Below are 21,677 nucleotides of genomic sequence, written 5' to 3' on the forward strand. Positions count from 1 at the left end.
AGGGTGTAGGTTACCGCTTACGAACGAGCAACAGACCGTCGCGCACAGGCAACAGGACGTTCTCGACACGGGAATCATTGTGAATTTTCTGATTAAAGGCCATTACCGCCTGCGTATCACGATCGGAGGTTTTTACGGGCTGCACGACTTTACCACTCCACAGGACGTTGTCGGCCAGGATAAACCCGCCGGGGCGCACCTTGTCGAAAACGAGGTCATAGTAGAGCGCGTAGTTTTCTTTATCGGCATCGATGAAGACCAGATCAAACACCTCGTCGAGTGCCGGAATCAGCGCCGCCGCCTGCCCGAGACGCAGTTCGATCTGCGCCGCCCAGGGGCTCGCTTGCCAATAGCCGCGGGCAAAATCGGCCAGTTCCTCGTTATTATCGAGCGTGATGAGCCGACCGTCGGGCGTGAGGCCTTCGGCAAGGCACAGCGCCGAGTACCCCGTATACGTCCCGATCTCCAGCACACGGCGCGGCCGGATCATCTGGGCGATCATGGCTAAAAAACGGCCCTGAATATGCCCGGAGAGCATTCGGGGACGGAGCACATGGGCGTGGGTGTCGCGGTTGAGCCGACGAAGCGTCTCGCTTTCGGGCGAGGTATGGGCATCGGCATAGGCCGCAAGATCAGCAGCAATAAACTCCATTCGGTTAATCCGGGAAATCGGCGAGACAGCGAGGATGCTACCGGTAAAGGTACGCTTTTCCAGCTAAACGAAGACGGACCCGAAAGTTGGTATACAAAGTCGGTGGTTACGGACGACTTCTTAGCAAGAGCAAATTTCCCGCCGAATTCGCCGTACTTTTGCGGCCAAATAAACGTTGCTCACGCATCAATGACGACAAACCGCACATTCACCATGATTAAGCCCGACGCCGTTGCCGAGGGCCATACGGGTGCCATTACAAAACTGATCGAGGAAGCAGGCTTCCGTATCGTAGCGATCAAAAAAACCCGGCTCACGCCTGAGCGCGCCGGTGAATTTTACGCCGTACACAGCGAACGGCCGTTCTACAACGACTTGAAAAACTACATGTCGTCGGGGGCTATCGTGCCGATGATTCTGGAGAAAGAAAACGCAGTCGCCGATTTCCGGAAACTGATCGGGGCCACCAACCCCGCACAGGCCGAAGAGGGCACCATCCGGAAGTTGTTTGCCAAATCGATCGAAGCCAACGCCATCCATGGCTCTGACTCCGACGAAAACGCGCAGATCGAAGGCAACTTCTTCTTCTCTGGGCTGGAGCAGTTTTAATGTATAATGAATGATGTATAATGTACAATGACGTAAGGGCAACCCCCATTGTACATTATACATCGTTCATTCTACATTCTTTTCGTAATACTTACACACCGGTTTGAGGGCGCATTCGGTGCATTTGGGCGAACGGGCTATGCAAACGTAGCGGCCGTGCAGGATCAGCCAATGGTGGAACCGGGGCACGAGCGCCGTCGGGATGTGCGCCATCAGCCCTTTTTCAACGGCCAAGGGCGTAGTGGCCGTTTTGGGCACGAGCCCAAGCCGGTGTGATACCCGGAACACGTGCGTATCGACCGCCATCGCCGGTTGGTTATAAACCACCGACACAATCACGTTGGCCGTTTTGCGCCCTACACCAGGTAACCGTTGCAACTCAGCCACGGTGGCTGGTACTTCTCCGCCAAACTCACTCATCAGCAACCGGGCCATGCCCACCAGATGCTTCGCTTTGTTGTTCGGGTAAGACACCGAGCGGACGTAACTGAACACTTCCTCGACGGACGCCGCCGCCAGTGACTCAGGCTCGGGAAAACGGGCAAACAGCGCGGGCGAAATCTGATTGATGCGCTTATCGGTACACTGCGCCGACAGGATGACTGCCACCAACAACTCGTATGGATTACTGAAGTGCAGTTCGGTTTCGGCGGTGGGAAAATGCGTAGTAAAGTAGTCGATCAGGAAGCGGAAACGGTCTTTCTTCAGCATAGCCAAAGATACGGATTCCGCCCCGCTACATAAACTCGAACCCTTTCATGAATTCGTCGCGGTACGACCGGCCAATGGGCAGGGCGTGCTTGCCCACCAGCACTTCGCCCTCGCTGAAACTATCGATATGGCGTGTATTGACGGCGTAGGACCGGTGAATACGGCAGATTTCGGGGCTTTGCATTTTCTCGATCACCTTACTGAGCACCTCCCGAAGCGTATACTTGATGTCGCGCGTCACGATATCGGTGTAGTTACCTTCCGACTGGAGAAACAACACATCGTCGAGCCGAAACTTTACAAACCGATAATTCTGCTTGATGAAGAAATGGTCTTTTACCAGCAGCAGCGTTTCGTTTTTCAGCATCGCCTCGCTGGCTTCGCTGGTCACGTGCCCCGGCGACAGGGCCGACTTTTGCAAGGCAAAATTGTGAATCGCCAGATCGATGGCGATGCGCAGATTAAGGTCGTTGAAGGGCTTTGTGATGTAGGCCGAAGGCGATACCTGCCGGGCGCGTTCGATGGTGGGACCGTCGGTGAGGGCCGTCAGAAATATAAACGGAATAGGCTGCAACTGCCGCAACCGCCGCGCCGACTCGATACCATCCCATTCGCCTTTAATATTGATGTCGAACAGCACCAGATCGACCGTCATCTGCTTCACAATGTTGAGCGCCTGCGGGCCATTGTCGACTGTGTCGACAACCGTATATCCCAGATCGGAGAGGCGTTGGGCAAGGTCCATCGCCAGGATCGCCTCGTCTTCCACAATCAGTATAGAAATTGCATTCATAGGGTAAGCTAAACGAGATGAAAGGGCATATCGAGCTGGAAGACCAGCCCACTGCCTGACCGGAACTGGCAGGTAGCCCGCAATTGCTTCGTCAGCGACTGCACCAACTGTATTCCGAATGTTTTTGAGCGAACTACCGGGGGCACGGTAGCGGTGACCTCACCGGGCAACGTACCCATATCAACCAGCATCGCCTCGGTGCGAAACAGGCTGGGGTGGCCGTCGGGTAAGCCCGGTCCGTTATCCTGCACCGTCAGCCGCAGTTGCGCAGGCCGGCCAGCGCCCAGTAGCGGCGGGTCGATGGTCTCCAGCCGCACGGTCAGGGCTGGCCGGTCGACGGTTCGATAAGCATATTTAAACGAGTTTGTAATTAATTCATTGATAATCAACCCCAGCGGAATGGCCGTATCGGTATCGAGGCGTTGCTGCGTGATGTCGAGCGTCAGGTCGAAGTCGTCGGGACGATAGCCGTAGGTGGTCATCAGGTTTTCGACCAGATCGGTTACGTAATTGCTGAAGTTGATGGCCGTGACATCGTCGTTGGTATAGAGGCGCTGATGCAGCATCGACATGGCTTCGACCCGGCTTTGTCCCTCGCGCACCGCCGCCCGCGCCTGCAGATCGGTGAGCCGCCCCGATTGCAGACTTAGCAGGCTCGACACGATTTGCAGGTTATTTTTCACGCGGTGGTGCAGCTCGCGCATAAGCAGCGTCAGCTGGTCTGACTGGCGTTCGATCTGCTCTTTCTGCCGCTGAATCCGTCGGGCGTCGCGTTGCTTGAGCCGGTAAAGAGCCCACACCACCGCCAGCAGTCCCATCACTAGTAGCAGCCCGGCTACCAGCCAGCGCAACTGCCACTTGCGCAGCTCGTTTTCGCGGTCCAAAAAAGCAATTCGCTGCTCTTTCTTCTCGGTTTCGTAGGTGACCTGCAGGTACGAAAACTGGTCGCGGAAACCCGCCGTGTAGAGCGAGTCGCTGAGCGCTTCGTTGGCCTTTCTGACGGCCAGCGCTTCGGCGGGTTGACCTGCATCTTCCAATACTTCGGCCAGAATGGTGTTGGCCTCCCGGCGTTCGTTTTTGTTATGGGCCTGAAAAGCTGCCAGTACGGCATCGCGAGCCTGCCCAATGGCCACGTTTTTACGACCCAGCGCACTGGTAGCTTTAGCCAGATACATCAGCGACTGAGCCAGCATTCCCTCGTTTTCCTGCCGCGCCAGCGTAAGCGCCCGCCGCGCATGGCGCTCAGCTTGCAGCGCCTGCCGTTTCACCAGACAGAGACGCGCCATCAGCACATGGGCCATGGCCAGTTGGGTCTGCATGTTGGTTTTCCGGGCTTCTCGTAGCCCCCAGTTGGCAAGTGGCTGCGCCGAATCAGGCCGGTTCATGTCGAGGTAATTGGCGGCAATCATCAACCGGCACAAGTTAGCCGACGGCGGATCGTTGGACGCCATAAAATGACCAGCGGCCTTCCTGAGCATTTGAATAGCCCGCTGTGGATTATCGAGCTGCGAGTAGATGTTGGCGATGTTGCCCTCGGCCAGCCCCATCACGTTCTGGTCGTTCTGCCGGTCGGCTTCCCGCAGCGCCCGGTGGTAGTGGCTCAGTGCCTGCCCATAATTACCCAGGTTATCGTAGAGCATACCCAGGTTATTGACGATCAATGGCCGGATTTCGTCCTGCTCGGGCCCGGCCGCGCGCGCCAGGGCTTCCCGCATCATGGGCAGGGCTTCGGCGTTCCGGCCTTCGTCGACATAGGTGATGGCGAGGTTCATCAGCATCCTGACCAGCTTGTCATTGTTGTGCTGGGCTTTGGCCAGTTGAACGCCTACTTTGAAACATGAGTCGGCCCGGTGTGTCTGCCCCATTGTCGAGTATGCCCCCGCCAGATTGTTAATGGCGATCAGGTGGAGCGTATCGTTGGGGAAGCGTTTCAGCAAAGTCAGGCCCTGCAAGGCGTAGTCGCGTGCCTGCGTTACGTTGCTGTAGAGAAGCGCATCCGACAGGTGAATGGCCAGTTCGGCGTGCCTTGGGCCCACGGGGCGCTTGTAAAGTGTGCGTAAGCTATCGATCCGCCGCAACTCGGCCGCCTGGCCAAGCGCAGGCCCGGTGTTGACCAACCAGCCGATAATCGACAATATGATGACAGCAAAACGCACAGGGGAGGCGAGCAATTTCGTATAAACATACGCCGATTGCCCGCCTCCCCTGCCAATTCTATTGCCCGCTTCGTTACTTATTTGTTAAGCGGTAGGCAATAGTGTAAACGTATACTTATTCCGTTATCAATTGCCCTCAGCCAGTTCGCTGTAGTGAGCCAGGCAAGCATCCCAAAGACCAATGCGCGCTTCGATCGATCGGATGGCCCAGTCGGTGGCTTCCTGCCAGCGCACACTGTCGTCGCCGCACAATTCGCTCACCATCTGCATGGCTAGGTGGCTGTGGTGATCGCCGTCGACCTCGATGTGGCGCTCCAGGTAATACCGGAACGTCTTGAGCGGGCCGGGCGCGGCTTCGTCCATCCGTTGCACAAATTCCAGGAACATGTCAGGAATAAGGTCTTCGCGCCCAAACGTGAAAATCGACGCCATGATGTGCGGCTGCTCCGTGGCGATAGCTTCGAAGGTAAACGCCACAAACCGCCGGACGCCCTCGGGCAGATCAGTCGATTGCAGGGCGGCTTCTACCGACGTACCCCGCCGCAGTTGATCCAGGAAACCGTCGATGAGTGTCGGTTCGGCGCCCATCTGCTGCATCGCCAGCCGGTAGAGTTCGAAGTGGCTGATACGGTCGTTGGGATCGCCTAGCCAGGCGGGCATTTCGTCGCTTTCTTCGCCCGTCACGATCTCGTTGATCAGGTAGCGGGTCGTGCCGGAGCCAACGGGCATCCAGGGCACCGTTACGCAGGTCAGGTCGCGTTGCAGGGCTTTCAACAGCGACATAAAATCCCACACAGCAAAGGCGTGGTACTTAGTGAGGTCGCGCAGACCGTCGAGGTCCTGCACGGCCTGATAGATGGGATGAGTCAACAAACGTTGCCGTACTGGCGCTAGCGCAGCATTCAGGCTGTCGATATGAGCGTTCATGGAGTTGAGTGATCAACTGTGATCTTGTTGATGAAGTAATCATTTGTTGAGGAAAATGGTTTGCCGTTTTGCTACCGAAACGGCTGTAATCATAAACTATTCTTTCCCAAACGTTAGCAGCCATCACCAAAACGACATACGTACCTGACCTATCAACAAAAAAGCCTGCCTCATCGAAGAAGCAGGCTCCAGGTACGTTATCCGATGCTGGTTCTTATTCTTCCTGCAACACAGGTACGTGGTTGAGGTCGAGTTCGTTTTCCCATTTGGCAACCACCGTCGTTGCTACAGCATTGCCCATCACCGAAGTAGCCGAGCGGCCCATGTCGAGGAATGGGTCAATACCCAGGATAAGTGCCAGCCCTTCGGTAGGCAGGTCGAAGAGAGCCATCGTGCCGGCAATGACCACCAGCGAAGCGCGCGGTACCCCAGCAATGCCTTTGGAAGTAACCATCAGCGTGAGCAGCATCAGTACCTGCTGTTCGAGCGACAGCGGGACGCCGTAGGCCTGCGCCAGAAAACCCGTGGCAAAGGTCATATACATCATCGAACCGTCGAGGTTGAACGAGTAGCCCAGCGGCAGCACGAAGCCGATGATACGGTTCGAGACGCCGAAGTTTTCCAGTACCTTGATCTGCTGCGGCAGCGACGCCTCCGATGAGGCCGTACTGAACGACAGCAACAGGGCATCTTTCATCACTTTCAGCAGCCGGAAGAACGGGATTTTCATGAACGTGCAGATGGCAAACAGCACCACAAACACGAAGAACAGCAGCCCGCCGTAGAAGCACAGCAACAGATAGGCATACGAAACGAGGATGCTCAGGCCTTTTGAGGCGACCACAGCCGCCATGGCACCCAGCACGGCAAACGGCGCCAGTTGCATCACGTACCCAACCATCTTGAATACCAGCTCGCTCAGGGCGTCGAGGGCTTTGGTAATGCTCTTGCCTTTGTCGCCAATGGCACCCAGCGCCACACCGAAGAAGAGCGAGAACACCACGATTTGCAGGATTTCGTTTTCGGCCAGCGCCCGGAACGCCGAATCGGGGAAGATGTGCAGAATAAACTCTTCGATCGAGTTGAGCTTCTTGCCTTCAATACCCACCGACGTACCGGCGGCGGGGCGCGGCCAGCTTTGAATCGAGCCCGGCTTGGTAATGTTGACCACCACCAGCCCGATGATCAGCGACAGGATGGTGGCGAAATAAAAATAGCCCAGCGTTTTGATACCGATCCGGCCAACCACCTTAAAATCACCGAGTTTGGCAATACCCACTACCAGCGTTGAGAACACGAGCGGGCCGATGATCATCTTGATCAGTTTCAGGAATACCTTACTGACGATCTGGAACTTTTGCCCAATGGCGGCTGCCGCGTCGGCATCATAGGTACTGTGCAGGATTTGGCCGATCAAGACACCCAGCACAAAGCCGATGACGATCTTGGTGGTAATGGTAAGTTTCATAGTCAGTATACCCCTCCTTCACAAGGAGGGGCAGGGGTGGTTTTAATCGAGCGCCTGATAGACAGCAATGCGAAACTTACGAACGAAATCGGAATAATACGCGTAAGGATGCACATTGGTGAAGACCAGCATCACGAGGTTTTCGGTGGGGTCGATGGTGTATTCGGAGCAATACATGCCGCCCCAGGTGTAGGAACCGGGCGTGGCCTGATCGCCGTAATGGCTGTTGGGTGTGATGAGCATAAGGCCCAGCCCAAACTTGTCCTGCCGGTCCCAGACACTGGCATCGCCCAGTTGATTGCGCAGCATCATCTCGACGGTTTTACGCCCCAGAATACGCTTGCCGTTGAACGAACCGCCGTTGAGCAGCATCTGGCAAAAGCGGGCATAATCTTCGACAGTACCCACCAGCCCCGCCCCGCCCGAGAAGTAGGTTTTGGACCCCGACACCGAAAACGTGCGGTACGTGTCGTTGGGGTTTACGATCAGCGGCCCATCGGTGGTTTTGGCATACAACTCGACCAGCCGACCCGCCTGACCGGGTGGCAGATAAAAATGCGTGTCGTTCATGCCCAGCGGGTCGAGCACGCGTTTGCGCATCGCCACGTCGAGTGGCTGACCCGACAGGATTTCGACCAGCCGACCAATGATATCGGTGTTGAGTCCGTAGGTAAAGCCGTCACCGGGATCTTTCAGCAAGGGCCGCTTGGCCAGCCGGTTGACGACCTCTTCCAGTTTGTCGGGGTCTTTTGAGCCAAAAAATGGCACCCGAAACTCCACGCGCCCATCAAGCGGATGTTCGTAAGGTATACCGGCGTTGTGCGCCAGCAGTTGCCGAATCGTGATTTCCGACTTGGCGGGTCGGGTTTCGTAATTGCCTTTGGCGGGGTCGTTTTTGTCGTAGCTGACCAGCACCGTCGGGTTTTTGAACGCCGGGATGTACTTCGAGATGGGGTCGTCGAGCAGGAATTTGCCTTCTTCAAAGAGCGTCATCAGCGTAGTGGTGGTGATGGCCTTGCTCTGCGACGCAATCCGGTAGATGTCGGACGTTCGAGCGGGCGTCTTTTTTTCGAGGTTGCTATAGCCATAGGCTTTGTGCAACACGACTTGCCCATTGCGCGCCACAAACGCAATGGCATTCGGCGCGATTCCCTCATCGACGAAGCCCTGTAGCAGCACATCGACGCGCTTAAGTCGTTCCGCCGAAAAACCGTGCGTAGCGGGCAGCGCGTTAGGCGAAAACTGCTGTGGTTTCGGCTGCGCCAGTAGCGTCACGGGGAGCAGCCAACAGTAAAGTGCTTTCATACAAGCAAAAACCCGTAGAGACCGGTCCGCCGGTGCGGCAATCCCTTGCGTCTCCTTTGCGTCAGCCACATAACGTACCTGGGATCTATGCTGACGCATGGGAGACGCAAGGGATTGCGTCTCTACAGTTGGTTACTGGCCGAAGGCGTACACCGTTGTCTGGGTGTAGGTCTGTCCCGGCTTCAGGATGGTGTTGGGGTACGTGGGGTGGTTAGGCGAATCGGGGTAGTGCTGGGTTTCGAGCGCCAGCGCTTCGCGCAGGTTGATGGCCCGGCCATATTTGCCCTTGTCTTTCCCGTTGAAGAAGTTACCACCATAGAACTGAATGGCAGGCTCGGTTGTCATGATCGTCATCTTGATGCCCGACTTGTCGCCCGTGACTTCCGCAATTTTGGCCAATGTGCCCACTTTCGTATTCACTACCCAGTTGTGATCGTAGCCACCCGCGAATTTCAGTTGCTTGTTGTTCGGCGTATCGACCCGCGCGCCAATGGCCGTGGGTTTGCGGAAATCGAACGGCGTACCGGCTACCGACTGCGGCTCGCCCTGCGGAATCAGCCCTTTGTCGACCACCGAATACCGGTCGGCGTCGATCATCAGCACGTGGTTGTTGATGGTGCCGCTGCCTTCGCCGTTCAGGTTGAAAAAGCCGTGGCTCGTCGGGTTCACCGGAGTGGCTTTGTCGGTGGTGGCTTTATACTCCAGCTTCAGCGCGTTGCCATCGACAATCGAGTAGGTAACCGTCGTGGTGAGGTTGCCGGGGAACCCGCCCTCCCCGTCTTTCGACAGGTACGTTAGTTGCAGCGTTTTGTCGTCGATCTGCTTGGCATCCCAGACATGGCTGTGAAAACCGCTTGGTCCGCCGTGCAGCGTGTTGCCGTTGTTGTTTTGTTCCGTTTTGTATGTCTTGCCATCCAGCGTGAACGTGGCCTTGCCGATCCGGTTTCCGAAGCGCCCGACAACCGGGCCGAAGAACGCCGCACCTGGTTTTTCGTAGTCGCTGATGTTGCTGAATCCAAGCGCTACGTCGGTGGGCTTGCCGTCTTTGTCGGGGGCAATCAGGCTGACGATGCGGGCGCCGTAATTGGTAATGGCTACCTGAATTTTATCGCCTTTGAGGATGTAGAGCGCCGTTTTCTTTCCTTCGATGGTTCCGTCGAACGCCTTCGGGTCGGGCAGGGCGTAATTGATGGCGCTGGTGTCAGCCTTGGTCGAATCGGTTTCGGGCGTACCGGCAGCCGGGGTATTAGCCATTTCAGTATCTGCTTTTTTGGTTGAGGATTGGCAGGCAGTGGTCCAGAGTAGGCCCAGCACCGCTGCTGAAAGCATGATTTTTTGCATAATGAGCGTAAAAAAGGGTTTAGCGAGAAAGCACAAAGAACGAGGTCAGCGGGCCATGCAACAAAAAATACGTCGGCCAGAGACCGACGTATTTTGCGATTACTAACCTATGATGAAACAAGTTCACAATCCACAAAGCAGGTTGGGCCCTCATTTTACATCATGCCTCTGAGGCAACGGGAAAAAACGTTATAATGAATAATGTATAATGCACGATGTACAATGGCTTCGCGACCGCTAATAGCGCAATAAGCTCTCATTGTACATTATACATCGTGCATTGTACATTATTCATTCATTACAGCACGGAGTTCATGCTGCGGACGGCGTCGGCCGACTTGGCAAAGGCAGCCTGCTCTTCCTCGTTCAGTTTGTAATCGATGATTTCTTCCCAGCCGTTTTTGCCGATCACAACGGGCACTCCCAGGCAGATGTCTGACTGGCCGTATTCGCCGTTGAGGGCCACGCAGCAGGGGAAAATGTGTTTCTGATCGCGCACGATGCTCTCGACCAGCTCGGCCACCGCCGCGCCGGGTGCATACCAGGCCGACGTACCGATGAGTTTCGTCAGCGTGGCACCGCCCACCATGGTATCGGCCGCTACTTTTTTCAGTGTTTCTTCATCCAGAAACTGACTTACGGGCACGCCGTTGCGGGTGGCAAGGCGCGTCAGCGGAATCATGGTCGTGTCGCCGTGGCCACCGATCACCGTCCCGTGAATATCGTTGGGTGGGCAGTCCATTGCCAGCGACAGGTACGTCTTGAAGCGGGCCGAATCGAGGATACCGCCCATGCCGATGATCCGGTTTTTGGGCAGACCCGACGTTTGCAGCGTCAGTTGGGTCATGGTATCCATTGGGTTCGATACGATGATGATGATCGCATCGGGCGAGTGTTGCAGGATATTCTCCGTTACGCCCTTCACAATGTTGGCGTTGGTGCCAATGAGCTCTTCGCGAGTCATGCCCGGCTTACGCGGAATACCCGACGTGATGACTACCACACCTGAGCCAGCCGTTTTGCTGTAATCGTTGGTGCTGCCGGTAATTTTGGTGTCGAATCCGCAGAGCGTGGCGGTCTGAAACATATCAAGGGCTTTGCCTTCGCTTAGTCCTTCTTTGATGTCGAGCAGTACGACCTCTTCGGCCAGTTCACGGCGGATGATGTTATCGGCGCAGGTCGCCCCAACGGCCCCGGCTCCTACTACGGTAATTTTCATGCAAGAATTAAGTTAAAACGGGTAAAACAAGGGCAGTAAAGGTAAGTGAAAGGGTGAATGCCTGCTAAAACTACTCCGAAATCGTATGGCACGGCCGCAGTTGGGGAGCCAGGTACGTTGAGCTGTCGTCCGGGCTTTTGCTTACCGGTGGGCAAGCAGCCCATTTGCTTAGTAGCGGGCCTCTATGCTCGCGGTCAACAACCTGTAAATCTGAGCGACCTGCGGCCGGTCGCTCAGGTACGTTAGGTGGCTGTTGATCACCTGGCTGTCGTGCCGCCGGGCCGGGCCGGTCTGCACGTCGGCGGGGTGCTCGGCGTCGAGGGCTTTCCGCACAGTTTCGCGGATCAGCGGTTTAAGCAGGTCGAATTCGAGGTCTTCGGCGCTGGTGATGTCGTTGGCCAGGGCCATCAGGTGATTGCTGAAATTGCAGGCCAACACAGCCGCCACGTGCAGCACCCGCCGCTCGGCCGAGCTAACCAGATACACGATGGTGCTGATCGCCTGCCCCATCGTAACCAGTTGCGTTTCGGTGTCTTTGTTATCGGCTTCGATGCAGATCGGAATCTGTTCAAAATCGAGGAGATTCCGGCCCCGCGTGAACGTTTGTAACGGATAAAAAACGCCGGTACGCACCGGTACGTCGCTGTAGACGTCCATCAGATGCCGCAGTTTCGCCAATGACTGCCCGCCCGAGGTGTGGATGAGCGTGGCCCCTTCGGGCAGTACGAGCCGCGAACAGACCTCATCGATGGCGTCGTCGGGCACCGACAGAATAAACAGATCCGATGGATTGTCGGCCATGTTCAGGTCAGAGACGGGCCGGGCATCGTAGAGGATGCTGGCAAGCTGCCGAGCGTGGGTGAGCTGTCGGCTATATACCGCGACGACGTGATGACCGATGTTTTCTAAAGCGGGGGCCAGGTGCCAGGCAACATTTCCCGCACCAATAAACGTGATGGACATGGGGGAAAGTTAATGGACAATGTATAATGGACAATGAACAATGCACGATAGCAACGTACCCACAGCAAAAGCAGGCAATAGGCTGACAATCGCGAAGCCATTATTCATTGTTCATCGTACATTATACATTATCCATTAACTTTCCCCATGCGCTACCCGTCCTTTCTTCGCCCGCTTGGCCTTGGCCTGTTTTTGTTTGGTTTTGCTGTCTGGCTATATACGCTCACGCTGGGTACGTTCCGCCTAACCGGCGAGGTCGTTCGGCAAACGCTGAAACCCGAGCATCAGGTGGCGCTGAAAGCCCCACTGGCACCGATACTAGACCAGGACTACACCTCGAACCTACGCTTTATCAGTGACCTGCGCGGGGCCATCGACGGCTATAACGCCGAACAGCAGGCGAAACAGAACTGGAAAGCCGTTATCTACGACGAGTATCTGTTCGACTTGGTTAAGCGCTCGACGAGCGGTGGGCCGATGGATGCGGCGGGGCTTTGGTTCTGGCTGAGCATCGGGGTGGCCATGCTGGGCGGACTGCTGTATGCACTCCCCCGCCTCAATGATCAGCCGGGGGTTCGTAACGACGGGCTGGTGCGCCACTCCGCCACGCACCGCGGCTGGATAGGCATCGCGCTGGGTACGTTCCTGATCGGGTTTTATATTCTGCTTTACTTCTATCCCGAGTACCTGACCAACTGGACCGCGCTGGTCGACCCCGTCAGCCGTGCGTTGAACGGCGGCCCTGCCAGCCGGTGGTTTCTATATGGGTTTTTGTATACGGCGATCGTGCTGGTGATGGGTGTCAGGATGCTTATCAACTACCGCCACAGCCGCTACCAGCAGTACCGTACCTACTCGGTAATGGCCTTTCAATTGTTTTTTGCGTTCCTCATTCCCGAGCTGATGAGCCTGCTCAACGCGCCCTATCAGGACCTGAAGAGCATCTGGCCACTCGATTACGACTTCTTTTTCGACTACGAAATCAAGGCCAAGCTACAGGCTGGTACGCTGGGCATTTTCATGTTTGTGTGGGGAACGGGCCTCTCGGCGGTGGGTGTGCCGGTGATCACCTATTTTGTGGGTAAGCGCTGGTATTGCTCGTGGGTGTGCGGCTGTGGCGGGCTAGCCGAAACCCTGGGCGACCCTTACCGCCACTTGTCCGACAAATCCCTGAAAGCCTGGAAGATCGAGCGCGTGCTGGTGCATGGCGTACTGGTCTTTGCCGTGGTGATGACCGCGCTCGTGCTGTATAGCTACCTCTCCGGGCAGTCGGCGCTGTTTGGCTTTCTGGACTCGTATACGGTGCGGAAAGCCTACGGATTCCTGATCGGCTCCATTTTCGCCGGGGTGGTCGGTACGGGTTTTTATCCGCTGATGGGCAACCGCGTCTGGTGCCGGTTTGGTTGCCCGCTGGCAGCGTATCTGGGGCTGGTGCAACGGTTCAAATCGCGGTTCCGCATCACCACCAACGGTGGGCAGTGCATTTCGTGCGGCAACTGCTCGACCTACTGCGAAATGGGTATCGACGTGCGGGCCTACGCCCAAAAGGGGCAGGACATCGTGCGGTCGTCGTGCGTGGGCTGCGGTATCTGCTCGGCTGTTTGCCCGCGCGGCGTACTCAACCTGGAAAACGGACCGGTAGCTAGCCGCCGAATTTGAGTCGACTAAATGCCGCAGGTTGTTTACTTTTAGTGCATACGGTCCACGTTTACAGCTCATGCACCCTTATCTACAAGCCAGTTTGCGGGCTTTCTTTGGTGGCATCCTCCTGATGCTGCACCATGCATTTGCCACTAGTCTCAACCCCTTTTCAGGCTCGGTGGTGCTGATTCTGGCTTTGCTGGCCGTAGTGATCTATCTCTTCTCGTTGCGAAAGAAAGGCTTACTTTATATCGGCGTTTTTCTGCTCAGCCTGATCGTGTTCACCAGTCTTTTTATAGCCATCGACAATCGGCTTTTCGAGCACAAAAGACGCTATTATGCTATCGGGTAGCGCGTTGATCTACCAGCCCCAAACCTATAGGCCTAGGCGGCCCCGTTTTAAAACCGTATAGGTTTCTAAAACGACTAGGGCGTTTTCAATGGCGCAGCAGTCTGCTGACTGGCTTTGAGGCGCAGAATTTCCTGCTCCAGACTGTTGGCTTTGAAGTATTGATACAGGCCAAACACCAGGAATATTTTCGACAGCACAAACACCGCGATAAACGCCGCCCGCCAGTATTTGTGCACGCGCAGGTACGTATCGCTTACCTCCACATCCACGTAGGCCGACCGGCTGGATTCAGGGTCGGGAGTCGGGGGGGCCTGTGTTGGGATCTCCTCCCATTTCTTCAGTTCCGAGCCAAACAGCCGCTCTTGCAACGCCAGCCTGACACCCGGTGGCGGGGGCACGGCGTTCTCCAGAAAATGCTGCTCCATAGCTAGTTCCAATTCGTCTAATTGTGCCAATACGTCCGGGTCAGCAGCGAGAAGCTGTCTGGCATCTTCCCGTTCATTATCAGACAGCGCGCCCAGCAGGTACGTCTCTAGTAAGCCATCAGTCAGGTACTGGTAGTTTTTCACAGTCAGTAGGATTTTGGAGAAGGGAGACAACCGAAAAATTCGCGGATGGCACTAAATACAGCCGGGCGCTGAATCTGCAACCCTTCAGCAATGGATTCGGGCGAGTGGTTCTGGTAGAAAAGGAGGTTAAAGATATGTTCGTGCTGTTGAAGCGATTCAGTAGCCTTATGAGCCGGGAACTGCTGTTTTTGTCTATACTCAAGCGCCTTTTTTCTAGCCAGACGGATGATGGTGCAGGTTGTACTGGCCGAAAAGGGTAGGTTGGCCTGTAATTCCGGCGAAACAAACACCTCAACCAGAATTTCCTGAGCGTGCTGCTGGTGGGGCACAATCTTTAAGATAACCCCATGCGCTACAGCCCCATACCGCTCATACAACCGGAGCCGATTGACACCGGTACTGGTCGTCTCGAACACCGCAGGCTTGCCCGCAGACCGGTTTAATACATTCATAAGTAGTCAGCCGTTGATTTATTTACTATTTGACGTAGTCGACACCAAAAACCAGACCAGTTACTGTGCATATGATGACATAAAATTACAGAAAATGTAGTACAGTTTACCAAAACCAGGCGAAGTCAACCACATAACGATAGGTATTTCCTGTTGAGAAGCGGTCGTCAATTCGTGCCAGCCATTGTCGTTAGCAGGGAGGATCGGGCTTCAGTAGCGCAGCAGCTAGCGGGGTATGGCATCTGTCGCAATGAGCGTTGCCACTCTGGCTATCCTTGTCTAATTTTGCGGCGTCTTCTGAACGGCTGTCGCCGACTGCCCGTTCGGTTCGTAAGCAGCTTTCAACGCACAGTTCCATGAGAGAAATACAATTCCGCGAAGCCCTACGTGAGGCCATGTCGGAAGAAATGCGCCTTGACCCGAAGGTCTACCTGATGGGCGAAGAAGTAGCCGAATACAACGGGGCTTATAAAGTCAGTCAGGGTATGCTCGACGAATTCGGGCCGGAGCGCGTTATCGACACGCCCATCGCCGAGTTAGGCTTTGCGGGGATCGGGGTCGGGTCGGCCATCAATGGCCTGCGTCCCATCATCGAGTTCATGACGTTCAACTTCTCGCTCGTTGCCATCGATCAGGTGATCAACTCGGCGGCGAAAGTGATGTCGATGTCGGGCGGGCAGTATTCGTGCCCCATCGTCTTTCGCGGCCCAACCGGCAACGCGGGCATGCTGTCGAGCCAACACTCACAAAACTTCGAGAATTGGTTTGCCAATACGCCCGGCCTGAAAGTGGTGGTTCCCTCGAACCCTTACGACGCCAAAGGGCTGCTAAAAAGCTCGATCCGCGACAACGACCCCGTCATTTTCATGGAGTCGGAGTTGATGTATGGCGATAAAGGGCAGGTGCCCGAAGAAGAGTACATCATTCCTATAGGGCAGGCCAAGGTCGTGCGCGAAGGGACCGACGTTACCATCGTGTCGTTTGGCAAAATCATGAAAGTGGCGCTGGCAGCGGCGGATGAACTGGCTAAGAATGGGGTGAACGCCGAGGTGATCGACCTCCGTACGGTGCGCCCCATCGATTACGCTACCATCATCAACTCGGTGAAGAAAACCAATCGCTGTGTGATTGTGGAAGAAGCCTGGCCTCTGGCGGCGATTTCGTCGGAGCTGACGTACCACATCCAACGCCACGCGTTTGATTACCTCGACGCACCGGTCGTTCGGGTGAACAGCCTCGACCTGCCTCTCCCCTACGCCCCGACCCTCATCGAAGCCATTCTGCCCAACGTGAAACGGACCCTGGCGGCCGTCGAAGCAGTGACCTATCGCTAGGCACCCTGTTTGCGTATTGCACTTTTGGTATACAGGCAAAAGCCCTCTGTTTGGTTGACAGAGGGCTTTTTTGGCACTATTTTACCATCACTAGAAAAATAGTTTGATAATTTATCAACAACTCATTGACTCTTACCCTAGATTGAGTGGACTATGCGCAGTCAGGCTCTTACCATCTACGAAGTAACCGTACTACCCATTGGCTCACTCAACACGGTTCGGCAGCGCGAACCTACGGTTGTTTTCTTTTCCAACCTGCGTAAGGCAGTCGATGCTATTATGGGCGAATTGGCCCTCAACGGCTGGCCCGCCAAAGTCAATTACACGGCCGTATACCGGGGTGTAAAAGAGCGCGGGTTCTACAGTTGCGACTTCGACGTAGCCGGGGCGCGCGTCTTCCGGTTGAAGGTGTTGCCCAAACTACTCAACCCACCCCTCCCCCGGCTTGGGATGGACGAACATCCGGGCAGGTGAGTTTCGCCTACGCCTATGAGCTGGCTAGTGCGCCGACTGGGTTGCCACCACAGGTACGTTGGTCTTTTTGATCGCGCCCATGCCGCCCTCCACGTTGACGACGTTATCGAAGCCACGGGCTTTCAGGATGGAGTTGGCCACCATTGACCGGTAACCGCCCGCGCAGTGCACATACACGGGCTGGGTACGTGGCAGCCGAGCCAGATGCTCGTTCAGGTTGTCGAGCGGCATGTTCTCAGCATCGGCCACATGTTCGGCCTCAAATTCAACGGGTTTGCGAACATCAACGACGAGCGCGCCGGGCTGCTCGGCAAAGCGCCGCGCAAATTCATCGGCCGAAATCGAGTCGACCGTATCGACTTCATGGCCCGCTGCCTGCCAGGCCACAAAGCCCCCGTCGAGATAGCCGATGCATTGGTCGTAGCCAACCCGCGCCAGCCGCACGATCGTCTCTTTTTCCAGCCCCACCGGCGTTACCAGCGCAATGGGTTGTTTCAGGTCAGGGATCAGCGCGCCCACCCAGGGAGCAAACTGCCCGTTCAGCCCGATATTGATGCTATTGGGAATGAAGCCGTTGGCAAACTCAGCCGCTTCGCGTACATCAAGCACCAAGGCACCAGTTTCATTAACGGCGGCTTCAAACGCCTCCGGCGACAGAGCCTGACTACCTCGTTGCAGCACCCGGTCGAGCGATTCGTAGCCCTCCTTATTAAGCCGGGCATTTTCGGCGAAATAAGCCGGAGCCTGCGTCAGGCCGTTGAGTACCTGCTCGATGAATTCAGTTTTCGAACCTGCTCGAAGCGCGTAGTTGAAGCGTTTCTGATTGCCCAGCCGGTCGGTGGTTTCCTTGCTCATGTTCTTCCCGCAGGCTGAGCCAGCCCCGTGCGCTGGGTAAACGATCACGTCGTCGGGCAGGGGCAGAATTTTGGCGTGCAGGCTGTCGTAGAGCATGCCTGCCAGATCCTGCTCGGTGAGGTTACCTTTGATGGCCAGATCAGGCCGACCCACGTCGCCGATAAAGAGGGTATCGCCGGTAAAGATGGCATGCTCGCGTCCCGTTTCGTCGAGCAGCAGGTACGTTGTCGATTCGAGCGTATGACCGGGTGTATGCAACACCTTGATCTGCACTTTCCCGAGCTGAAACACCTCCCCGTCTTTGGCATGGTGCACCGGATAGGCGGTGTTGGCATTGGGCCCGTAAACGATCTGCGCGCCGGTTTTGCGCGCCAGATCGAGGTGACCCGACACAAAATCGGCGTGAAAATGCGTCTCGAAGATGTACTTAATCTGGGCCCCGGCCTGTTCGGCTTTCCGCACGTAAGGCGTGGTTTCCCGCAGCGGGTCTATAATCGCCGCTTCGCCTTCACTTTCAATATAATACGCTCCCTGCGCCAGGCAGCCCGTATAGAGTTGTTCGACATGCATAGGTTATGACCTCACCCCCAGCCCCTCTCCTTAATTTAAGGAGAGGGGGGAATACAACGGCTAGTTAAGCCCCTTTCAGCAGACTGGGTTCAGTCTGACTGAACAAGAGCAGGTTACCCTTGAAGTCTCCCCTCTCCTTGTTTTAAGGAGAGGGGCCGGGGGTGAGGTGTTAAAACAATTCTTTCCAGATCATATAGATGGCAACCGTCAGCACAAACCAGCCGAAGCCTTTGCGAAGCCGATTGGGCGACACAAACCGGGACAGATACATGCCCAGAAAAATGCCACCAATGGATAAACCCGTGAAGGGAAGGATAAAATTCCAGTTCAGCTGCGTGTGTTGTACATCGCCCAGAAAACCAACGAACGAATTGACGGCGATGATGAGCACCGACGTAGCCACGGCCCGATGAATGGGCAGGCCCGCCAGCAACACCAGCATAGGCACGATCAGGAAACCACCGCCGGCACCGATGATGCCCGTGAGCAGCCCGACGGCCAGCCCATCGAGAGCCAGGGGTACGTAGCGCGGCCGACCATCGGGGGCCAGGCCCTGTTCGGGCTGTTTGTCGCGGATCATAGCGCGGGCGGCGAGTAGCATGACCAGGGCGAAAAACACCAACATGGCGTTGCTTTTGGTCACAGGCAACGTACCCAGCCAGAACAAGGGGTCGGGAAGGGCGGGCACCAGATACCGTCGACTCAGGTAAACCGACAGAAAGGAAGGCAACGCAAACGTGGCCGTCAGCCGCAGGTCGACGCGCCCTTTCCAGATGTGGTTGATCGACCCAATCAACGAGGTTGCGCCCACCACAAATAAGGAGTAGGTGGTAGCCAGCACCGTCGGAATCCCAAAAATATACACCAGAATCGGCACCGTCAGGATGGACCCACCGCCACCGGCCAGCCCAATCACGACCCCGACCAGCACTGCCATACCATAGCCAAAAACTTCCTGTACGGTCATCACGCGACAAAGCTACGCGACGCCGGGCAACAGTGGTGCGGCTAGTTGGCCTTGGCTCAATACAACACCCAGGTGTCTTTGCCCCCACCGCCCTGCGAGGAATTCACCACCAGTGATCCCTTGCGCAGCGCCACGCGGGTCAGCCCGCCGGGGATTACGTTGATCTGCTCACCGTAGAGGATGTAGGGGCGCAGGTCGACGTGGCGTCCTTCGGCGTGGTCGTCGATCAGGCAGGGCACACGCGACAGCGAGATCGTGGGCTGGGCGATGTAATTACGCGGGTTGGCGGCAATTTTTTTGCGGAAGGCGTCGTGCTCTTTCTTGGTGGCTTTGGGGCCGATCAGCATGCCGTAGCCGCCCGCTTCGTTGGCTTCCTTCACCACCAGATCGGCAATGTTGTCGAGCACATATTGCCGATCGTCGTCTTCGCCGCAGATATACGTCCTGACGTTTTGAATGAGCGGTTTTTCGCCCAGATAATAGTCAATGATCCGGGGTACGTAGGCATACACCACCTTGTCGTCGGCTACGCCTGTACCCGGCGCGTTGGCCAGAGCCACCCGCCCTTTTTTGAAGACCTCGAAAATACCCGGTACGCCAATGAGCGAATCGGGGTTGAAGGTGTTGGGGTCGAGGAAGGTATCGTCGATGCGTCGGTAAATCACGTCGACAATCTGGAAGCCTTTGGTGGTGCGCATTTTCACGTACCCACCCGACACCACCAGGTCGCGCGCATCGACCAGTTCAACGCCCATCTGCTGCGCCAGATACGAGTGTTCGAAGTAAGCCGAATTATAGATACCGGGCGTCAGCACCACCACCGTCGGGTTGGGTCGGTCGGCGATGTGTTGCAGCATCTGCAAGAGGCGTGTCGGGTAATCCGATACGGGCCGAACGCCCGTTTGGGCTAGCACTTCGGGGAACGTCTGCTTGGTCAGCTCGCGGTTTTCGAGCATGTACGACACCCCCGACGGGCAACGCAGGTTGTCTTCCAGCACCATAAACTCGCCATCGTCGCCCCGAATCAGGTCGGTACCTGTAATGTGGCACCAGATGTCTTTAGGCGGGCGCAGCCCCAGGCAGGGCTCCAGAAAGCACTTGCTCGACTCGATCAGCTCGCGGGGTACCACGCCGTCGTTCAGGATGCGCTGCTCGTTGTAGAGATCATGGATAAAGAGGTTCAGCGCTTTGATGCGTTGAATAAGGCCCTGCTCCATCTGATCCCACTCCGCCGATTCGATGATACGCGGAATGATGTCGATGGGCATAATACGCTCGGTGCCTTCACCCTCCGAATACACGTTGAAGGTGATCCCCATACTCATCAACGTCCGTTCGGCGGCCTGCTGACGGCTGATCATCTCGGTCCGCCGAAGCTGCTCGACGCGTTGCCGGAATGCTCGGTAGCCGGGACGTACCTGACCATCGGGCGAAAACATTTCGTCGAAGAAATTCTCCGACTGGTAATCGGCAAATGTGAACGTTTGCGGCTCGGTGCTCTGCGACTGCGTTTGTCCGTTGAGCGTCTGCTTTTGTTTCATCAGGCGAGGTTGTATGCTACGGTGAAAGCTGGGGTGAAAGCTACAGCGAAGCACCCAAGATACAAAACCATCGCAGTTGGCTCAATAGTCCTGCAATTTATCAGACTCAAAAACGTGCCTACCGCTCAGTTGCTGTTGCATGGTCGTAAGCATGGCGTTGGCCACTTTTCCGGCGTCGATGCCCCTGTATTTGGCCGGTATCAGCGGCGACAACAGGCGCATCACCCCCGCGCCGATTCGTTCGCCCAGCCGGTTTTCCTGCCGGTCGCCCAGCAATAGGGAGGGCCGGAAGATCAGCAGCGCAGGGTAGCGTAGGGCCGTCAGGTCCCGCTCAACCTCGCCTTTTACCCGATTGTAAAAAAAAGACGACTCCACACTAGCACCCATTGCCGTTACAATAGCAAATTGCGAGGCACCGTTCTCCCTTGCGAGCCGGGCGATGTCCATCGGATACTGGTAATCGACCTGCCGAAACGCTTCTTTGGAGCCTGCTTTTTTGATGGTGGTACCGAGGCAGCAGTAAACATCGTCGGCCCGAACGAGCAGGCCATTGGGCTTGTCGAACTGAAACGGAATCTCCTGAATACGGGGATGCTGCCAGGCCAGCGGCTTGCGCGTCAGTACGGTAATACGGTCATAAAGGGCCGATTCGACCAGCCGATGAAGCAATATGTCGCCGATCAGACCGGTTGCACCGACTAATAAAGCAGTTTTTAAGGCAGAAGTGGTCATCAGAGGCGGTTAGAATTTGCTAATTTAACCGTCCGACTAGCAAACG

The 21,677-nt window shown here is 56.1% G+C and carries 21 protein-coding genes; 5 read left to right on the forward strand and 16 right to left on the reverse strand.

What is annotated here, in order from left to right; all coding sequences use genetic code 11:
* Positions 1–10: 10 nt before the first annotated feature.
* Positions 11–652, reverse strand: a complete 642-nt coding sequence (locus tag ACAW74_RS10590) for an O-methyltransferase (protein WP_370698170.1) — start codon at positions 650–652, stop codon at positions 11–13.
* A gap of 189 nt (positions 653–841) precedes the next feature.
* Between ACAW74_RS10590 and ACAW74_RS10595 the strand changes: the two genes are divergently transcribed.
* Positions 842–1,261: a nucleoside-diphosphate kinase gene (locus ACAW74_RS10595; protein WP_370698171.1), complete on the forward strand. Its 420-nt coding sequence runs from the start codon at positions 842–844 to the stop codon at positions 1,259–1,261.
* A 66-nt stretch (positions 1,262–1,327) separates the two neighbouring features.
* Here the strand turns inward: ACAW74_RS10595 and nth are convergent, their stop codons facing one another.
* From nth to ACAW74_RS10640, 9 genes are all read right to left on the reverse strand, one after another.
* The gene (gene nth, locus ACAW74_RS10600; RefSeq protein ID WP_370698172.1) at positions 1,328–1,972 is read right to left on the reverse strand and encodes an endonuclease III; all 645 of its coding nucleotides are present in this window, start codon (positions 1,970–1,972) and stop codon (positions 1,328–1,330) included.
* 25 nt (positions 1,973–1,997) lie between these two features.
* Positions 1,998–2,765: a response regulator gene (locus tag ACAW74_RS10605; protein ID WP_370698173.1), complete on the reverse strand. Its 768-nt coding sequence runs from the start codon at positions 2,763–2,765 to the stop codon at positions 1,998–2,000.
* A gap of 8 nt (positions 2,766–2,773) precedes the next feature.
* The gene (locus tag ACAW74_RS10610) at positions 2,774–4,921 is read right to left on the reverse strand and encodes a tetratricopeptide repeat-containing sensor histidine kinase (RefSeq protein WP_370698174.1); all 2,148 of its coding nucleotides are present in this window, start codon (positions 4,919–4,921) and stop codon (positions 2,774–2,776) included.
* Between the two features lie 126 nt (positions 4,922–5,047).
* A complete protein-coding gene (locus ACAW74_RS10615; protein WP_370698175.1) occupies positions 5,048–5,848 on the reverse strand; it encodes a DUF3050 domain-containing protein in 801 nt (266 codons plus the stop codon).
* 214 nt (positions 5,849–6,062) lie between these two features.
* The gene (locus tag ACAW74_RS10620; protein WP_041258333.1) at positions 6,063–7,316 is read right to left on the reverse strand and encodes a dicarboxylate/amino acid:cation symporter; all 1,254 of its coding nucleotides are present in this window, start codon (positions 7,314–7,316) and stop codon (positions 6,063–6,065) included.
* Positions 7,317–7,358: 42 nt separating this feature from the next.
* Entirely contained in the window at positions 7,359–8,621 is a 1,263-nt protein-coding gene (locus ACAW74_RS10625) for a serine hydrolase domain-containing protein (protein ID WP_370698176.1), read from the reverse strand.
* Between the two features lie 132 nt (positions 8,622–8,753).
* Complete coding sequence (locus ACAW74_RS10630; RefSeq protein ID WP_370698177.1) at positions 8,754–9,962, reverse strand: aldose epimerase family protein; 1,209 nt, start codon at positions 9,960–9,962, stop codon at positions 8,754–8,756.
* 298 nt (positions 9,963–10,260) lie between these two features.
* Positions 10,261–11,181 (reverse strand): malate dehydrogenase, encoded by a 921-nt coding sequence (mdh, locus tag ACAW74_RS10635; protein WP_370698178.1) that lies wholly within the window; start codon positions 11,179–11,181, stop codon positions 10,261–10,263.
* Positions 11,182–11,349: 168 nt separating this feature from the next.
* Positions 11,350–12,144 (reverse strand): Rossmann-like and DUF2520 domain-containing protein, encoded by a 795-nt coding sequence (locus tag ACAW74_RS10640; RefSeq protein WP_370698179.1) that lies wholly within the window; start codon positions 12,142–12,144, stop codon positions 11,350–11,352.
* Positions 12,145–12,291: 147 nt separating this feature from the next.
* Here ACAW74_RS10640 and ACAW74_RS10645 point away from each other — a divergent pair, with 147 nt between their 5' ends.
* Complete coding sequence (locus tag ACAW74_RS10645) at positions 12,292–13,803, forward strand: 4Fe-4S binding protein (RefSeq protein ID WP_370698180.1); 1,512 nt, start codon at positions 12,292–12,294, stop codon at positions 13,801–13,803.
* A 58-nt stretch (positions 13,804–13,861) separates the two neighbouring features.
* Positions 13,862–14,137 (forward strand): hypothetical protein, encoded by a 276-nt coding sequence (locus tag ACAW74_RS10650; protein ID WP_370698181.1) that lies wholly within the window; start codon positions 13,862–13,864, stop codon positions 14,135–14,137.
* 74 nt (positions 14,138–14,211) lie between these two features.
* Here the strand turns inward: ACAW74_RS10650 and ACAW74_RS10655 are convergent, their stop codons facing one another.
* The gene (locus tag ACAW74_RS10655; protein WP_370698182.1) at positions 14,212–14,706 is read right to left on the reverse strand and encodes a hypothetical protein; all 495 of its coding nucleotides are present in this window, start codon (positions 14,704–14,706) and stop codon (positions 14,212–14,214) included.
* A gap of 2 nt (positions 14,707–14,708) precedes the next feature.
* A complete protein-coding gene (locus tag ACAW74_RS10660) occupies positions 14,709–15,158 on the reverse strand; it encodes a hypothetical protein (RefSeq protein ID WP_370698183.1) in 450 nt (149 codons plus the stop codon).
* A gap of 305 nt (positions 15,159–15,463) precedes the next feature.
* On the opposite strand from ACAW74_RS10660, the gene ACAW74_RS10665 reads away from it, so the two are divergent.
* Both ACAW74_RS10665 and ACAW74_RS10670 read left to right on the forward strand, forming a co-directional pair.
* The gene (locus ACAW74_RS10665; protein ID WP_370698654.1) at positions 15,464–16,492 is read left to right on the forward strand and encodes a pyruvate dehydrogenase complex E1 component subunit beta; all 1,029 of its coding nucleotides are present in this window, start codon (positions 15,464–15,466) and stop codon (positions 16,490–16,492) included.
* Between the two features lie 153 nt (positions 16,493–16,645).
* Positions 16,646–16,966, forward strand: a complete 321-nt coding sequence (locus ACAW74_RS10670; protein ID WP_370698184.1) for a hypothetical protein — start codon at positions 16,646–16,648, stop codon at positions 16,964–16,966.
* Between the two features lie 24 nt (positions 16,967–16,990).
* Here the strand turns inward: ACAW74_RS10670 and ACAW74_RS10675 are convergent, their stop codons facing one another.
* From ACAW74_RS10675 to ACAW74_RS10690, 4 genes are all read right to left on the reverse strand, one after another.
* Complete coding sequence (locus ACAW74_RS10675; protein ID WP_370698185.1) at positions 16,991–18,391, reverse strand: rhodanese-like domain-containing protein; 1,401 nt, start codon at positions 18,389–18,391, stop codon at positions 16,991–16,993.
* 169 nt (positions 18,392–18,560) lie between these two features.
* On the reverse strand, positions 18,561–19,358 hold the full coding sequence (locus tag ACAW74_RS10680; RefSeq protein ID WP_370698186.1) for a sulfite exporter TauE/SafE family protein: 798 nt from the start codon (positions 19,356–19,358) through the stop codon (positions 18,561–18,563).
* Between the two features lie 56 nt (positions 19,359–19,414).
* Positions 19,415–20,899: a circularly permuted type 2 ATP-grasp protein gene (locus ACAW74_RS10685; RefSeq protein ID WP_370698187.1), complete on the reverse strand. Its 1,485-nt coding sequence runs from the start codon at positions 20,897–20,899 to the stop codon at positions 19,415–19,417.
* 81 nt (positions 20,900–20,980) lie between these two features.
* Positions 20,981–21,631 carry an oxidoreductase gene (locus ACAW74_RS10690; protein WP_370698188.1) on the reverse strand — a complete coding sequence of 217 codons (651 nt, stop codon included), beginning with the start codon at positions 21,629–21,631 and terminating at the stop codon, positions 20,981–20,983.
* Positions 21,632–21,677: the final 46 nt, after the last annotated feature.

It is taken from the genome of Fibrella musci, from assembly GCF_041321105.1.
Classification (GTDB): domain Bacteria; phylum Bacteroidota; class Bacteroidia; order Cytophagales; family Spirosomataceae; genus Fibrella; species Fibrella musci.

Coding starts and splice junctions, on each gene's coding strand:
- ACAW74_RS10590 (WP_370698170.1), bottom strand. CDS start 652: ATGGAGTTTATTGCTGCTGATCTTGCGGCCTATGCCGATGCCCATACC.
- ACAW74_RS10595 (WP_370698171.1), top strand. CDS start 842: ATGACGACAAACCGCACATTCACCATGATTAAGCCCGACGCCGTTGCC.
- nth (WP_370698172.1), bottom strand. CDS start 1,972: ATGCTGAAGAAAGACCGTTTCCGCTTCCTGATCGACTACTTTACTACG.
- ACAW74_RS10605 (WP_370698173.1), bottom strand. CDS start 2,765: ATGAATGCAATTTCTATACTGATTGTGGAAGACGAGGCGATCCTGGCG.
- ACAW74_RS10615 (WP_370698175.1), bottom strand. CDS start 5,848: ATGAACGCTCATATCGACAGCCTGAATGCTGCGCTAGCGCCAGTACGG.
- ACAW74_RS10620 (WP_041258333.1), bottom strand. CDS start 7,316: ATGAAACTTACCATTACCACCAAGATCGTCATCGGCTTTGTGCTGGGT.
- ACAW74_RS10625 (WP_370698176.1), bottom strand. CDS start 8,621: ATGAAAGCACTTTACTGTTGGCTGCTCCCCGTGACGCTACTGGCGCAG.
- ACAW74_RS10630 (WP_370698177.1), bottom strand. CDS start 9,962: ATGCAAAAAATCATGCTTTCAGCAGCGGTGCTGGGCCTACTCTGGACC.
- mdh (WP_370698178.1), bottom strand. CDS start 11,181: ATGAAAATTACCGTAGTAGGAGCCGGGGCCGTTGGGGCGACCTGCGCC.
- ACAW74_RS10640 (WP_370698179.1), bottom strand. CDS start 12,144: ATGTCCATCACGTTTATTGGTGCGGGAAATGTTGCCTGGCACCTGGCC.
- ACAW74_RS10645 (WP_370698180.1), top strand. CDS start 12,292: ATGCGCTACCCGTCCTTTCTTCGCCCGCTTGGCCTTGGCCTGTTTTTG.
- ACAW74_RS10650 (WP_370698181.1), top strand. CDS start 13,862: ATGCACCCTTATCTACAAGCCAGTTTGCGGGCTTTCTTTGGTGGCATC.
- ACAW74_RS10660 (WP_370698183.1), bottom strand. CDS start 15,158: ATGAATGTATTAAACCGGTCTGCGGGCAAGCCTGCGGTGTTCGAGACG.
- ACAW74_RS10670 (WP_370698184.1), top strand. CDS start 16,646: ATGCGCAGTCAGGCTCTTACCATCTACGAAGTAACCGTACTACCCATT.
- ACAW74_RS10675 (WP_370698185.1), bottom strand. CDS start 18,391: ATGCATGTCGAACAACTCTATACGGGCTGCCTGGCGCAGGGAGCGTAT.
- ACAW74_RS10680 (WP_370698186.1), bottom strand. CDS start 19,358: ATGACCGTACAGGAAGTTTTTGGCTATGGTATGGCAGTGCTGGTCGGG.
- ACAW74_RS10685 (WP_370698187.1), bottom strand. CDS start 20,899: ATGAAACAAAAGCAGACGCTCAACGGACAAACGCAGTCGCAGAGCACC.
- ACAW74_RS10690 (WP_370698188.1), bottom strand. CDS start 21,631: ATGACCACTTCTGCCTTAAAAACTGCTTTATTAGTCGGTGCAACCGGT.